The 14,665-nt window shown below is 42.9% G+C and carries 14 protein-coding genes; 3 read left to right on the top strand and 11 right to left on the bottom strand.

The features are described 5' to 3' along the window. Positions 1-132 precede the first annotated feature (132 nt). A complete protein-coding gene (locus AC6HZ4_RS08975; protein ID WP_497494635.1) occupies positions 133-1,509 on the bottom strand; it encodes an aminotransferase-like domain-containing protein in 1,377 nt (458 codons plus the stop codon). A 160-nt stretch (positions 1,510-1,669) separates the two neighbouring features. Here AC6HZ4_RS08975 and AC6HZ4_RS08970 point away from each other — a divergent pair, with 160 nt between their 5' ends. Next, entirely contained in the window at positions 1,670-2,572 is a 903-nt protein-coding gene (locus AC6HZ4_RS08970; RefSeq protein WP_497494634.1) for a DMT family transporter, read from the top strand. Positions 2,573-2,731: 159 nt separating this feature from the next. On the opposite strand, the gene AC6HZ4_RS08965 is transcribed toward AC6HZ4_RS08970, so the two are convergent. The 7 genes from AC6HZ4_RS08965 to AC6HZ4_RS08935 form a co-directional block, all read right to left on the bottom strand. Then, the gene (locus AC6HZ4_RS08965; protein WP_497494633.1) at positions 2,732-3,445 is read right to left on the bottom strand and encodes a LutC/YkgG family protein; all 714 of its coding nucleotides are present in this window, start codon (positions 3,443-3,445) and stop codon (positions 2,732-2,734) included. Further along, positions 3,445-4,869, bottom strand: coding sequence for a LutB/LldF family L-lactate oxidation iron-sulfur protein (locus tag AC6HZ4_RS08960; RefSeq protein ID WP_497494632.1), 1,425 nt, complete (start codon positions 4,867-4,869; stop codon positions 3,445-3,447). The genes AC6HZ4_RS08965 and AC6HZ4_RS08960 overlap by 1 nt, the downstream gene beginning before the upstream one ends. Before the next feature lie 14 nt (positions 4,870-4,883). After that, positions 4,884-5,600 carry a (Fe-S)-binding protein gene (locus AC6HZ4_RS08955; RefSeq protein WP_497494631.1) on the bottom strand — a complete coding sequence of 239 codons (717 nt, stop codon included), beginning with the start codon at positions 5,598-5,600 and terminating at the stop codon, positions 4,884-4,886. Between the two features lie 187 nt (positions 5,601-5,787). Beyond that, complete coding sequence (locus AC6HZ4_RS08950) at positions 5,788-6,507, bottom strand: FadR/GntR family transcriptional regulator (protein WP_497495653.1); 720 nt, start codon at positions 6,505-6,507, stop codon at positions 5,788-5,790. Positions 6,508-6,682: 175 nt separating this feature from the next. Beyond that, the gene (locus tag AC6HZ4_RS08945; protein ID WP_497494630.1) at positions 6,683-8,068 is read right to left on the bottom strand and encodes a sensor histidine kinase; all 1,386 of its coding nucleotides are present in this window, start codon (positions 8,066-8,068) and stop codon (positions 6,683-6,685) included. A 2-nt stretch (positions 8,069-8,070) separates the two neighbouring features. Further along, entirely contained in the window at positions 8,071-8,739 is a 669-nt protein-coding gene (locus tag AC6HZ4_RS08940; protein ID WP_497494629.1) for a response regulator transcription factor, read from the bottom strand. After that, positions 8,736-9,698 carry a YncE family protein gene (locus AC6HZ4_RS08935; RefSeq protein ID WP_497494628.1) on the bottom strand — a complete coding sequence of 321 codons (963 nt, stop codon included), beginning with the start codon at positions 9,696-9,698 and terminating at the stop codon, positions 8,736-8,738. Before AC6HZ4_RS08935 ends, AC6HZ4_RS08940 begins: the two co-directional genes overlap by 4 nt. Before the next feature lie 587 nt (positions 9,699-10,285). Here AC6HZ4_RS08935 and AC6HZ4_RS08930 point away from each other — a divergent pair. Then, positions 10,286-11,179 (top strand): CAP domain-containing protein, encoded by an 894-nt coding sequence (locus AC6HZ4_RS08930; protein WP_497494627.1) that lies wholly within the window; start codon positions 10,286-10,288, stop codon positions 11,177-11,179. Positions 11,180-11,398: 219 nt separating this feature from the next. Continuing rightward, positions 11,399-12,328 (top strand): CAP domain-containing protein, encoded by a 930-nt coding sequence (locus AC6HZ4_RS08925; protein WP_497494626.1) that lies wholly within the window; start codon positions 11,399-11,401, stop codon positions 12,326-12,328. Between the two features lie 108 nt (positions 12,329-12,436). Here AC6HZ4_RS08925 and AC6HZ4_RS08920 read toward each other — a convergent pair whose 3' ends face one another. The 3 genes from AC6HZ4_RS08920 to AC6HZ4_RS08910 form a co-directional block, all read right to left on the bottom strand. Then, a complete protein-coding gene (locus AC6HZ4_RS08920) occupies positions 12,437-13,042 on the bottom strand; it encodes a DUF1648 domain-containing protein (protein WP_497494625.1) in 606 nt (201 codons plus the stop codon). A gap of 91 nt (positions 13,043-13,133) precedes the next feature. Continuing rightward, positions 13,134-14,030, bottom strand: a complete 897-nt coding sequence (locus tag AC6HZ4_RS08915) for an RluA family pseudouridine synthase (protein WP_497494624.1) — start codon at positions 14,028-14,030, stop codon at positions 13,134-13,136. 114 nt (positions 14,031-14,144) lie between these two features. Next, positions 14,145-14,483 carry a YmaF family protein gene (locus tag AC6HZ4_RS08910; protein WP_497494623.1) on the bottom strand — a complete coding sequence of 113 codons (339 nt, stop codon included), beginning with the start codon at positions 14,481-14,483 and terminating at the stop codon, positions 14,145-14,147. Positions 14,484-14,665: the final 182 nt, after the last annotated feature.

The following is a 14,665-nucleotide window of genomic DNA, read 5'->3' as shown; positions in this document are numbered from 1 at the left end:
ATCAGTTCGAACGTCAGCAAGTTTTACCTGCCCTTTTCTCTTGGTCTGCCCTTCTTTGTTGTTTGCTCACCTGCTTTATTTTACAATTGGTTATTAATCATTAAAAATATATACTATAGAAACTTACCCATACTAAAAGAGTAAAAAGTTATTTGGAGTAATATGATTTTTCCTACTGTCAATTAAAGTAATACAGTGAGCCAATCGTTCTACTCCTAGTTTAATTTTACTCTCGTTCACTTGAGAGATGCTTAATCGAAGGAGATTTTCCTTTTTATATTCTGGCAAGAACATTCTAGAAGCATCATCAACATATATATGCTGCTCGTTAAGCATATGAACTACCCGTTTTGCTGTGACATTCTCAGGCAAAATGATGGATAGATAGAATCCTGAAGTCGGTTTAGTAAAATGAGTATTAGCTGGTAGTAATAATTCACATGCTTCTTGAAGAATTTGCATTTTAGTATGGTATACCTTTTTAATTTTTTTGAGGTGACTATTAAACATACCACTTTTTAAATAGATTTCTAGAGCACCTTGAGATAGTGCTGAACTATTAAAATCCGAACTAAATTTATATCGTAAAAAATTGTTAATCATTAATGCAGGAAGAACGACAGTAGCAATCCTTAACCCTGGGAGAAAAATTTTCGAAAAGCTTTTAATATAAATCACTCTCCCAGAAGGATTAAAAGAAAATAAAGGATCTGATTTTGCATTTGGATCAAGGTCTCCTAAAAAATCATCTTCCACTATATATACATCGTATTTTTCAGCTAGCTCAACGATTTTTTTCTTTTCACTATTCGTGTAACAATGTCCAAGAGGATTGTGAAATCTCGGGATCATATAGAAAAATTTTATATCGTTATTTCGAAAAATGTATTCCAGACGCTCTAGATCAATCCCTTCCATCGATAACTCAATCCCAAAGGTAGTAGCCTGATGCAGAGTGATGGACTCAATAAATCCGAAATAAGTAGGCTGTTCAATTAGAATATTGTTTTTTCCATTTGGAAATGGCATAGAAGCTAATAAATTAAGGGCTTGCTGCGAGCCAGATACAACGACTAATCTTTCAGGTTGAGTGAACACCTGTAAATTCTGCAAATACTTCACTAACTGTACTCGTAATGAGTAAGACCCTTGTTGATCAGAGTATGTAAAAAGCGCTTCTTTATATTGTTCAATTGCTTGATTCATACAATGTTGAAATTCAAGATAAGGCATAACGTTTTTATCTGGACCAGCAGACAAGAAATCAATCGCCTCATTTTCAATCGTCGCATTTTGAAATTCATTCACAACATAGTAGCCGCTTTTAGGAACAGAATAAATTAAATGCTCTTGTTCTAGTTCGACGTATGCTTTAATGACCGTATTTTTGCTGCATGAAAAATACTCAGATAACTGACGAACAGAAGGAAGTTTACTGCCTGCAATAAGCGATCCATCTGCTAGTCGAAGCTTAATTTCTTCCATTATCTTGATATATTTTGAGCTCATATATTAATTCCCCTTTAATTGTACCAGTACAGATGGGTAAAAAAACGATTTATTTTATTGTATGTACCCCATTATCATTTTAATTATATCAGAACTGTTTTTTAGAAAAGCAGAAAATGGTACAGATATGATCCGAATTAAAAGATAGGGGTAGGGTAAGATGCAGAGAGAAACCAGAGAGAAATTTGGACTATTGTTGGGTTTAGTAGGTGTCATTTGTTTTAGCTTAACGCTCCCTTCTACAAGCATCGCAGTAGAGTATTTTGGGACTACGGTTGTCGGCTTAGGAAGAACAGTTGTTGCCGCTATATTAGTAGCTGTGGTATTGATTATTCGAAAAGAAAAACTACCTTCTCCTCGCCAATTTAAAAGTCTAATTATTGTTGCTGTTGGAGCAGTTTTAGGATTTCCTCTCCTCACTTCTTGGGCAATGGAATCCTTGCCTGTTTCTCATGGTGCTGTAGAAGTGGCCCTGTTACCATTAGCAACAGCTGGATTTGCTATGTTTAGAGCGGGGGAAATCCCTTCACTCAAATTCTGGATTTCAAGTATAATCGGTTCTTTAGCTGTTATTATGTATGCACTTCATCTTGGATTCGGTCAATTACAATTTGCCGATTTAGCTTTATTAGCAGCAGTTCTTATACTTGGACTTAGTTACGCAGAAGGTGGGAGATTAGCGAAAGAATTAGGTAGCTGGCAAGTGATTGCTTGGGCAATTATGATCGGTGCTCCATTTTTCATTATTCCGGTTGTGCTAAACCTTACAACTGAAATGCTCCATGCTCCTTTACAAGCTTGGGTTAGTTTTCTTTATCTGGCAGTAGTTAGTCAATTTCTAGCATATGTTGCTTGGTATAGCGGAATGGCTATGGGCGGAATAGCAAGAGTTAGTCAGATTCAATATTTACAGCCATTTTTAATGATTCTATTTGCAACAGTATTTCTAGATGAATCTATCACATTGTTGACTCTTGTAATAGCAGTGATTGTTGTCTTTTCTGTTATAATAGGCAAAAATGCTCCCGTATCAAAAAAAGAAGCTGTATTAGAGAAAAACTAACTGCATGTTCAAAAGGTTGGGAAGAAATATACTTAAACTAAACGGGGGCTTTAATTGAAGAAAAAGGACAATACATATTAGTCATATAAAATATGTATTGCCCTTTCATTTATTGAGATTTTCTACTTTAGGTCTTGATAACGTATGCACTCGTTTTTCTTACACAACTATATAATACGCCTTTAACGGACCATGTACGCCGACAACGAGGTTCATCTCAATATCGGCCGAGTTGCTCGGGCCGGAAATGAAGTTAATGCAGGAAGCAACGGTTTCTCCTTGCTCAACACGTTCATGCAGACTGTGCACCGCCTGTGTAATGCGGGGCACAAGCGTTTCACGAGGGATAATCACAACATAAATTGTTGGCAGAAAATGCAGTGCACGTCCCTGGCCTTTATGTGTTTGCACAACAATTGTCCCGGATTCTGCAAGTGTATAATCGCTAAATACGATCCCGAAATTGGCTTGTTCTGCAAACGCATGGTTTTCTTCGCGTCCTTTTTCCGCATCCCAAGCCTGCACTTGTATCCCTTGACTTGGCAATTCTGTCGTCAATAGCTGCTCCAAGCCATATTCGGCAAAGCGTGCATCCTGCGATGTAATAATCGGTCCTCCGCCATTTTCTGTAATTACCTGCTTTAGCGTAGAAGCCAAATTTTCCTTCGATGCTTCCAAAACGGTTGTATGAATTTTATTACAGTGCTCCTTAAATGCGCTGAGCAATTCATCCTGCGTATAATCCTTCATTACTTCCCAGTTCACATTATGCTTCCAAGCCGGACGCGTCACACCGCTTGTGCGTCGCTCGCGTCCGAGCTGCTTTGCAAGATTGTCTAAAAATGCTTCACGATTTTGAACAGTTCCCTGCATTAGTGATTCCCGCCTTTCTTGTGGTCTTTATACCAATCGCGGAAGCGTTCCTTGCTCGGCGCCGGGAATTCGCGAATATCCGTCCAATTTTTCAGCGGACCGACACCTTTGGATACACGGCCTCCAGAGGTAATTGGCATCATTGCAGCCGGTGCGATTTTTGTTCCTAATTTGTACAATGCAGAAGAGGAGGCACCCATTTCAAACATTTTCATTGCCAGCTTTTCTGCTAGCGGGGCACGTCCTTCCTTCTCAACAATTACTTGGCGATGCTTGAGCAGCAGCTCATGCAGCGGAATTTTTACCGGGCAGGCATCCGTACATGCTGCGCAAAGGCTTGATGCATAAGGCAGCTCCTTATAGTCATCGTATCCGCCTAACAGCGGGGATAATACAGCGCCGATTGGACCTGGGTAAATGGAGCCGTATGAGTGGCCGCCGATATGACGGTATACTGGACACACATTAATGCACGCCGCACAACGAATGCATTGCAGCACCTGACGAAATTCTGACCCTAAAATTTCAGAACGGCCATTATCTACAATAACAAGATGGAATTCCTCTGGACCATCCGCTTCTCCTTCATGCTTTGGACCGACTGCTGTAATATAGCTTGTCAGCTTCTGTCCTACTGCACTGCGGCAAAGCAATCCGACTAATACATCCAGCTCCTCCATCGTCGGAACAAGGCGTTCCATTCCCATCACGGCAATTTGCGTTTTTGGAATGGCTGTGACAAGGTCAGCGTTTCCTTCGTTCGTTACTAAACAAATGGAGCCTGTATTCGCAACAGCAAAGTTACAGCCTGTTACGCCGATTTCTGCCTCTACGAACTTTTGACGCAAAATTTTTCGAACGAACTTCGTCATCTCATAGGGATCCTCTGTTTGTCCGTAGCCTAGCTTTTCTTCAAATACATCGCGGATTTGTTCTTTTGTCATATGGAGTGCCGGCGCCACGATATGTGACGGCGGCTCATGATCATCAACCTGAAGAATATATTCGCCGAGGTCGCTTTCCACAACTTCACAGCCGATGCTTTCCAGCGATTTATTCATTTCGATTTCTTCTGTGACCATCGACTTTGATTTCACAACTTTTTTTGCTTGCTTTCGTTTTGCTACATCTTGAATATACTGCGCTGCTTCTTCCTTTGTTTTGGCAAAGAATACGTGCCCGCCTCGCTTCATGACACTTTCGCTTAGCTGCATTAAGTAATAATCTAAATTCTCAAGCGTATGCTGGCGGATTTGTTCACCAAGTTCACGCCATTTTTCCCAATCCCCTAGCTCATCTGCAGCAGTTAAACGACGTGTGTACAGGCGTTCCTGAGCGGCGGAAACCGCGCCGCGCATTGTAGAATCCTGAATGCCTTCGCCGACGCGCTCATTAAACTTTTTATCGCTAATTTTCATGCTCATGATTCATTTCCCCCTTATCGGCTGTTTAATACTTCCGCAATGTGAAGCACCTTTACTTCTTTTCCTAAACGCTCGATGCGCCCCCCAATGTTCATTAAACAGCCGCAATCTGCCCCAATTAAGTAATCCGCTCCAGTTTGTTCCACACTCTGCACCTTTTCGTCTACCATCTGCTCGGAAATTTGCATCATTTTGACTGAAAATGTTCCACCGAAGCCGCAGCAATTTTGCGCATTTGGCAAATGCTCAATCTCTAATCCCTTTACGTTAGAAAGCAATGTAAAAGGCGCTTCCTTCACGCCAAGCAAGCGCGTCATATGGCACGATGTATGATACGTCGCCTTTCCGTTTAAGCGCGCACCGACATCTGTCACTTTTAACACTTCTACAATAAATTGTGTGAGCTCATACGTTTTTTCTGCGAGCCGCTTTGCCCGTTCCTCCCACTCAGCATCTCCATGAAAAATATGCGGATACTCCTGAAACATTGTCGCGCAGGAACCAGATGGCGTAACGATATATTCTGCGTCTTCAAACGTCCGAATCATATTTTTTGCGACTTCCTTTGCTTCCGACACATATCCGCTATTGTAAGCCGGCTGCCCGCAGCATACTTGCGATTCTGGAAATTCGATCTCGCAGCCAAGGCGTTCGAGCAGCTCTACCGTTGCTTTTCCGACGTTCGGCTGAAATGTATCAATTAGACATGTAACAAACAATGTAACCTTCATTCTATCTCTCTCCTCTTCCATAACACTTTCACTTATGATTATCAGGTCATCTGATGACTTAGCGAAAAGAAATGAAATATTCTCCTCTGGAATATTCCTGTTTCTTATAAATACGAAAAAAAAGAAAACGTTTACTTATTATTCTAGCAGAAATTTTGAATTTGGAAAGAAAAAGTTTTGCGCATTTTCATGTTGTTTTGCTCCAAACAGCGCTGAGCATTTCCTCTATGTCTGTTAAGTGATTAACAACGGCGTCTCTAGCGGCATCTGCATCCTTTTGCACAATGGCTTGAAAAATCATTCTATGCTGCTCGGCCAGCCGTTCTGCTGTTGTTTGCTCGCCGTATAAAATCAACCGCCGCGTTTCTCCAATGGTTTCAGCAATCATACCGGATACATGGTTCATAAGTTCAAGCAGCATAGGGTTGTGGGCAGCATTGGCAATAGCCATATGAAATTGAAAATCAGCTGTTTCCCCCGCTTCTTCGTCTCCTGCACCTCGCTCCATTTCTTGTAACCAATGTTCGATTTCAATTAGATCCTCGTTTGTCCGCTTTAAAGCAGCAGCCTGAACCGCCCCGGCTTCAAGAACCTTGCGAACCTCAAGCAAATTGATGACATCCTCTTGCTTCATTAACAAAACAGAATTTAAGGGGGCTGCTACCGATGAAGCATCGAAGCTTCTCACGTACGTCCCTTCACCTTGACGCATCTCAATGAGTCCCATTGCCCGAAGTGCGCTTAGAGCCTCGCGTACAGCGGAACGTCCGACTTGGAATTGCTCCGCAAGCTGATGAACAGGGAGCAGCTTGTCCCCTGGCTTTAATGTTCCGTTTTTAATCATAGATAAAATGGCTTCCGCTACTTCTTCATATATTTTCTTTGGTCGAATCGATTTGTAACTCAGCTTATACCACCTCGGCATCCTTCCGGCAACAGCAAGTATTTTGCTGCACCGGTAAAGGAAAGTTTTCAAATTTATCTTTTATTGTAGCCGTAATCGGCATAAACCACAAACAATTTATGAAGCTTGATTGCGAAAACAGTCGACATAATTGGATAGAACGAACTCGATTCTCTGCCTACTCTGCCATCGGGAGCGTAATAGCAACCGTTGTTCCCTTACCTTCTTCACTTATAATATGCAATGTCCCTCCGTGAATCTCTACAATTTGCTTCACAATAGCTAAGCCAAGGCCCGTTCCTCCATTTTGGCGGCTGCGTGCTTTATCGACGCGGTAAAATCGCTCCCCAAGCCTCTCTACGTGATGCGGCGGAATACCTTTTCCTGTGTCAGATATACGAAGCACGCACATCCCCTCTTGCTGAAGCAAAGCAACAGAAATTACACCGCCTTTGGGCGTGTAGCGAATCGCATTATCCATTGCGTTGTGCACCACCTGCCGCATGCGATCTTCGTCGATATAAGAAATAATATCCGGGTCCAGCTCCGTTTTTAGACAAATCCCCTTTTCAAGCAGATTCGGTTCATACGTTTCCAATGTGTCCTCTACAAGCTGTGCGAACGCGGTTGGCTGTTTATTGAGAGGAAATAAATCACCCTCAAGCTGCGCTAAGTCTAATAAATCATGTACGAGCCGCTGCATACGCCCCGCCTCTTTATGAATTAAACCAATAAACTTCATCTGCTGTTCCGGCTTACTAATACCGTCCAATATTGCCTCACTGTAGCCCTTTATATAGCTAAGCGGAGTGCGCAGCTCATGTGAGACATTAGCTAAAAACTCTTTACGCTGCAAGTCCTCCTTTTGTAAAACTTGCGCCATGCTATTAAAAGCAGATGCCAGCCGGCCAATTTCATCATTTGTTGTAATAGGAATCCGCTCGGTAAAGTCTCCTTTTGACATTTGATAGGAAACGCGCTCCATTTGCGAAAGCGGCTTTGTAATGGCAATGACAATTTTGCGGCCGACCCAAGCCATAAGCAAAATTAAAACAATAGCAAGAGGCGTTAGCACAAAGGCTAAATCAAAGATTAAATCTTTAATGCTTTTGAGCGGAACGTAGGAATATACAATCCCCATTAGCTTCTTCTTTTCTAATACTGGAATAATGACACCCATAATTTGGCGATGAAATCGTTCTTCATACCCTATCTTTGTCACTGTTTTTCCATCTAGCAGCTGCTGCCGGTTTTCCTCTGTTATAATGGCATTATATTGAACATCAAACGGCAAGCAAGCACTTAAATCGCGCGGATTGCTCACAAACAGCAGCTCCGCCCTTGAAATCGAATTAAACCACTGTACCTTCTGCTCAAAATCCGGAAGTGACCCCTTATACTCAGATACGAGCTGCCTCCCCTCTGTTTGCAGCGTATCTTCTATATGCTGTACATACAGCTTTTGATAGGAGTACATGGAAATAAAATATAACAAGGAAACGGTAATGACCACAGCGCAGCTAATCGTGAGCCAAAGCTTTTGTACCATAGTAAAACGAAGCATACTTACACCTCAAACTTATATCCGACGCCCCACACTGTGCTAATATAGCTGCCGTAGGAACCGAGCTTAAGCCGGATTGTTTTTATATGCGTATCAACCGTTCTCGTACCGCCCGCATAATCATAGCCCCATACGCTTTCGAGCAGCTGTTCGCGGCTGAATACTTGTCCTTTATGATAACAGAGGAAGGTAAGCAAATCGAACTCCTTCACCGTTAATGCTACAGCCTTGCCGCCCAGCTCGACGCGGCGGCCTGCTTCGTTAATCACAAGCTCGCCATACGACGCAGCATGTTTCGGCTCCGCTTTTGCATATCGGCGCAGCACCGCCTCCATACGCGCAACGAGCTCACCTGGACTAAACGGCTTCACAATATAATCATCACCGCCGCTGCGCAGTCCGTTCACCCGGTTCCACTCCTCTCCCTTTGCTGTCAAAAAAATCACAGGAACATCGGATGTTTTTCGGATTTCCTTGCATACAGAAATCCCGTCCAACTCCGGCATCATAATATCTAGAATAAGCAAATGAAAATGCTCGCGCCTGATCATCTGAAGAGCTGTTCTGCCGTCAGGCGCCTCATCCCACTCATATCCTGCATTCTCCAGGTACATCCCGACAAGCTGCCTCATATCACTCTCATCATCTACGATTAACACCTTATACGTCATGGCTTGCTCTCCCCTTTCCGTTCTGTCATATGAAACGGTCCTTTTCCGACCTTGATGCTTGTCTCAATTTTCATTGTGTCTGCATTTACCACGTATACTTCGTCGCTGTCATAGCTTGCAACAAGCAACGCTTTACCGTTCAGCCATAATGCAAATGGATTGGCACCCACCTCAACAGCTGCTATTTCTTTGTGCGTGCTTCCATTTATTTTTCGCAATATGCCAGAGCCGTGGCTGAGAATATATATCGATTCGTTATCGGCCGCAAAGCTGACCGGCATTTGCGGTGCAAGCACCTTCTGTTTCATGGAATGATTTTCATATACGTATACCTTCTCATTAATTTCTGCACCGCTTCCATGACCGCCAATCCATAGTTCACTGCCGTATATAACAGCACCAAGGGAAGAACGCGGGACAGAAAATGTATCTATTACCCTCTTTTCCTTAAGACCCACAACGGACAAGACAGTATCGTCAAAATTCAGCACATACAACCGATTGTTATGCTCTACCATTGTCATCGGCCGCTTTCCAACGGAAATAGATTCCATTTCCGTTCCGCTCCTGTTATATAGACGTACAGCATTGCTCTGCTGATCCGCAAGCAGTATATCCTGCCCGCTTGATGATGTAAGGATATTCGTAATTCCTTTACCCGTTTTCCATTCCCCGATCTTTGTTCCTTTGCTTAAGGAATACAAATAGACAGACTCCAAATCTTGACCATATACAGCAATCGTGTCACTATCTGGGAGCACCGCTGTTCCCATGATAGCCTTATGGATGGGCCAGGAAGCAATCATTTTCTTTTTACTTGCATCTATAAAGCTAAGGCTGCCGTCCTTTTGATTCGTTATGATCACAACATCCTTATTTTTTGGAATTCCTTTATATATCTCCCGGCTGCATCCAGTCACAAGCAATAAAGCAAACAACAGTAAAATGAAGTTTTTCAAATCATCACCTCAATGGGCAGCTTATCATTTCCATTGTAGAATACCAAAGAGTTGTGAGGAAAGTGTGAAATGCTTTGTTGGGTTTTGAAGAGAAATCTTAAACAGTCTTATGTAAGCGCAAGATGAGTTGATCTGTGTGCGAGAGAACAAAAAGCTCTTAAAACATGTCTTTTATTAACCCTATATAAATATTATCAAACAAAACTGTTACAGTCGTGTTACATGTTTTCCATATTTCTCCTCATTCATTTCATGTTTTTCTTGAATTAGCTGCATTTCTTCCGTCCTGTTCATCCAATATCATCCAATTTATCAGCTGTTCTTCTCTCCTAAAACAACCTTCCTACATCCTGTTAGCTCCCTTGAACAGATTACACCTGAAGTACATGGGGCTCCCGTTTTCCTCTAAATCGAAAAACCTATTTTACTAGGATATAAATGGAAATGTATATTGGTATGAAAATATTTCCACCCTATCATTCTCTAAAGCTATGTTACTATGAGTGTGTCGAACAACGGCACCAATATTTTGGATAACTCGACATGTTGAGATCAGTATAGACACTTCTACTTAGGGGGTTATAAGGATGAAGAAAACAACATTACTATCTCTTGCAGCTGCTGCAGCTCTTACATTTGGGGCAGCATCCACAAATGCAAAGGCAGAAACCATTCAGCAGCCTGTATCATATGAAAAAGTAATTTATGTATCTCCATTTCAATGGAATGTAGAAAACCAAATAGATTGGACAAAGCTATTTACTTCTTTATTTAATAACTACAAGGTATGGCAGTCATTTAATGTACCGCTAGAAACAGTGCAAAAACCGGCTCAGCCAGCAGCAGCAAAACCGGCTCAGCCAGCAGCAGCAAAACCGGCTCAGCCAGCAACAACGAAACCGGCTCAGCCAGCGGCAACAAAACCAGCTCAGCCAACGGCAGCAAAACCGGCTCAGCCAGCGGCAGCAAAACCGGCTCAGCCAGTGGCAGCAAAACCGGCTCAGCCAGCGGCAACAAAGCCAGCTCAGCCGACGACAACGAAACCGGCTCAGCCGGCGGCAGCAAAACCGGCTCAGCCGACGCCTGCTCCTTCAACAGGCACATTAAGTGCATATGAACAAAAAGTAGTAACGCTAACAAACCAAGAGCGCGCTAAACAAGGGTTACCGGCACTAAAGGTGGATAGCGCTTTAAGCAAGGTTGCAAAAGCTAAATCTCAGGATATGTACAATGCAAACTATTTCTCCCATACGAGTCCAACGTACGGATCACCATTTGATATGATGAAACGCTTTGGCATCTCGTACCGCACAGCAGGAGAAAATATCGCAATGGGTCAAAAAACACCAGAAGAAGTGGTACAAGCATGGATGAACAGCGCAGGCCACCGCGCCAATATTTTAAATAGCACATACACACATATTGGTGTTGGATATGTCTCTGGCAAAAACATTTGGACCCAACAATTTATTTCTAAATAAAATGGACAGCCTTCTCGTTATCGGGAGGGCTGTTATGCTTTTATACAGACAGTACTATCCTATGCTGTATTTAGTATAAGCCGGATTCCTATTCTTATTCTCTTCCTCTTGAAACTCCCTGACTTACGATTAATTACCAAGCATCTCCCTGAACCATATAGGAACAATACAAGAGAAAGGAATTCCTTTCAGTTGAATGCCATAGAGGAGGAATTTAAGATGAGGAAATTCCGTATTTTTACGACTGCTGCCGTTCTTTCTCTCTCATTGCTTACAGTTAGCGGCTGTGCTGATGGTGACCGAGACAACGCTATGGATAATGCGGGCAATCGCCGCAACGTAACCACGAATGATGTGACACGAACGGACCGTGATAGAGATTTGCGTACAGTAGGAATAGATCGTAACGGTGATTTACGTACAGATCGCAATAATGGCTTGTGGCCAGATCGCGATAATAATGGTTTGTGGCCAGACCGCGATAATGGTTTATGGCCGGATCGCAATGATCGTAACACTGGCTTGCGAACAAATCGTGATAATGATTTTAGAGACCGTAACAACGCGATACCTGCAAGAAATGCAAGAGGCTATATCACGCCAAATCCTGTAACCCATTATAATCGCCTATGTCCTTGTCCGAACCAGGCAACGCCAGGCACTACAACAAGACCGGGCACTACAACGCCAGGCACTACAACACCTGGTACCACCACTACAACACCAGGCACTACAACAAGACCGGGTACTCCAACAACCGGCGGTACACTTGATGCGACAGAGGCACGTGTAGTGGAATTAACAAATGCAGAGCGAAGAAGAAATGGCTTGCGCGACCTGCAAGTCGATACTTCGTTAGCAAACGTGGCACAAGCAAAATCCAATGATATGTTAAGCAAAAACTATTTCTCGCATACAAGCCCAACGTATGGTTCGCCTTTTGATATGATGAGAAGCTTTGGCATATCTTATTCCTATGCAGGAGAAAATATCGCCAAAGGGCAACGATCTGCTGATGAAGTAGTAAGAGCATGGATGAACAGTCCTGGTCACCGTGCGAACATCTTAAACGGCAACTTTACTCATATCGGAATCGGGCATACAGCTACGCAAGATTATTGGACACAAATGTTTATTGGAAAAAGATAACAAAAAATCGGCCATCTCGGCCGATTTTTTCTTAGGAAGGATTATTCTTTAGAAAGCAGAATTGCCGGGACTGAAAAATCTCACCAGCAAGCAATTTTGCTCTACTATCTATTTCCGATTTTCTGTTGTATAGTAATACAGCGTCATGACAATCATAAAGATTCCGCCAAAACCAATCATGCAAATAGCTGTATAGACTTGCCAATGCTGCGGCAGGGCAAGACTGGCCAGTACACCAAACCCAACGAAACGAAATGTTCGTACAGTATACATCTGCATTTTTTGAAATAGTGAAGACGCAACCGGCTCACGAGACTTTATTTTTGCAAAGCCCCAGCTTAATACAAGAAAGAACGCTCCCGCAGCCATTAGGAGACACGTTTGAAAATCAATGAAGATTCCGGTCCCTGTCAGCAAAATAAGGGCGTGAATGAATAGCAAAAAGGACAAAACGGCATTTGTGACAATCGTATGCGCTGCGTAGCTTGGTTTGTTAGGTCCATATATATAGCGCCTTGTAAAGTGAAAGACCGCAAATAGGACTATCATCAGGATCGGGATAAGGAAACCGGCGGTTATTTTTGTGGTATATTCATCTGCTGTTCCGTTAATATTCCAATGTGTAGCAATTCGATTTGGCAAAAGCGGGTATACAGCAAGACTCATACATAGCGAAAACAGACAAAGATATACGGAGGCTTTACGGATCAGCATGATCTTTCCCACCTTTCTTTTCATGTTTCGTGAGTTAAAACATTCGCTTTTCCCTCGTAGAAACCCTTCTATCTACATCATTTGTAACGATTTATAATAAACTTGTAATATCGGAGGGAATTGGTGCAGAAACTTCAACCCTTTCCTCTGTAATTGGGTGAAGAAGCCGAATTCGCATCGCATGCAGCGCCTGGCGTGTTATAAACGAAGTACGGCTGCCATATAAGCGATCCCCGGCAAGCGGATGGCCGATATAGCTCATATGTACGCGAATTTGATGCGTGCGCCCTGTTTCCAGCTGCAGTTCTACCAAGGACAGCTGCTGCTTCGGCATGTAGCGTATCACCTCGTAATGCGTAACAGCGCGGTCCCCTTTAGGCGATACTCTTCGCCGCACCGCATGATGGCGATCTCGTCCAATCGGAGCATCAATAACGCCCTTTTTCTCCTTCAGCTTTCCTTCAACAAGCGCCATATATGTTCGTTTAATATTTCGCTCATGCAACAGGCGATCCATGATGGCTCCGGCGAGCGCATGCTTCGCAAACACAACAGCACCTGACGTGTCCTTATCTAAGCGGTGAATATGCCGCACCTTTGCCGCGATGCCTGCTGCTTGCAAATAATAAGCCACTCCATTAGCTAACGTATGCTTGCCTCCCTTATCTGCCGGATGCGTATCCATACCAATCGGCTTGTTTACAATCAGAATATGATCATCTTCATATAAAACATCTACGTCCATGTATTCGGGCACAACACCAAGATCTTCCTCCAGAAACATTCGAACGCGCAGCACGTCTCCTTCTTGCAATACTTCGCTCCATCGTTTTGCTTCTCCATTTACAATAACGCTCTTCTCCATTCGATATTGATGAAGAAGCTTTTTGGGTACTTGCCACCTGTCTTTTAATAGCTGTTCAATTGTACAGTTCCAATGTGCAGGTACGATGATTTCGCACCATTCTCCTTTTTTTACCATGTACATATTTCATCACCTTGTTACATTGTAAATGAAAAAGGGCCTGTTTCCAAACGATAACAGGTCCTTTTCTTCATAAATGTGAAAGCTTTTTGTAAGGAAAAAAGAACTGTACGATCTTTATTTCGTACCTGGTGCAGGCTGGTCTACTCCCTTAACATGATGCCTGTGCCCATCATCTTCAGTAGTGTAAAAATCGTAATAATGAACATGCATCCCATTTCCAACAGGGATAGCGGGTCCTGAGTGCGCCTTATAATAATGGGTATGCCCATCCTCAAATACAACATACCCTTCTGTATAGTGAATATGCCCTCCATCCTGCGTCGGAATTGGAGGAGATGTTACGTCCAGGCATTGATGTACATGCCCTGCCTCGACAGAGGTATAATCCACAGACCCATGGTTATGGTTTGGTACAAATCCAGGAACAAAATCATTTTTTCCTACTCTATTCAAGCTGTTCACTCCTTGTCCATAAAGATAAGCTTTATAAACATATATGCATAGAAAAACAGGGCCATTCCTATTTTTTATGCCTATACTGTCAATGCGTCGCTGAACCATGTACAGCTATCAAGAATAAAAAAACCGCCTAAGCAGGCAGGGTTTGTTGCGTTAATGGGGGCAAACTAGAGGGA

This window comes from Ectobacillus sp. OTK (assembly GCF_059698935.1).
This window is presented reverse-complemented; position numbering and strand designations above follow the sequence as displayed.

Excerpts from the sequence above, each read along its gene's own strand:
- AC6HZ4_RS08975 (WP_497494635.1), bottom strand. The coding sequence starts at position 1,509 with ATGAGCTCAAAATATATCAAGATAATGGAAGAAATTAAGCTTCGACTA.
- AC6HZ4_RS08945 (WP_497494630.1), bottom strand. The coding sequence starts at position 8,068 with ATGCTTCGTTTTACTATGGTACAAAAGCTTTGGCTCACGATTAGCTGC.
- AC6HZ4_RS08970 (WP_497494634.1), top strand. The coding sequence starts at position 1,670 with ATGCAGAGAGAAACCAGAGAGAAATTTGGACTATTGTTGGGTTTAGTA.
- AC6HZ4_RS08920 (WP_497494625.1), bottom strand. The coding sequence starts at position 13,042 with ATGCTGATCCGTAAAGCCTCCGTATATCTTTGTCTGTTTTCGCTATGT.
- AC6HZ4_RS08940 (WP_497494629.1), bottom strand. The coding sequence starts at position 8,739 with ATGACGTATAAGGTGTTAATCGTAGATGATGAGAGTGATATGAGGCAG.
- AC6HZ4_RS08925 (WP_497494626.1), top strand. The coding sequence starts at position 11,399 with ATGAGGAAATTCCGTATTTTTACGACTGCTGCCGTTCTTTCTCTCTCA.
- AC6HZ4_RS08930 (WP_497494627.1), top strand. The coding sequence starts at position 10,286 with ATGAAGAAAACAACATTACTATCTCTTGCAGCTGCTGCAGCTCTTACA.
- AC6HZ4_RS08915 (WP_497494624.1), bottom strand. The coding sequence starts at position 14,030 with ATGTACATGGTAAAAAAAGGAGAATGGTGCGAAATCATCGTACCTGCA.
- AC6HZ4_RS08955 (WP_497494631.1), bottom strand. The coding sequence starts at position 5,600 with ATGAAGGTTACATTGTTTGTTACATGTCTAATTGATACATTTCAGCCG.
- AC6HZ4_RS08965 (WP_497494633.1), bottom strand. The coding sequence starts at position 3,445 with ATGCAGGGAACTGTTCAAAATCGTGAAGCATTTTTAGACAATCTTGCA.
- AC6HZ4_RS08960 (WP_497494632.1), bottom strand. The coding sequence starts at position 4,869 with ATGAGCATGAAAATTAGCGATAAAAAGTTTAATGAGCGCGTCGGCGAA.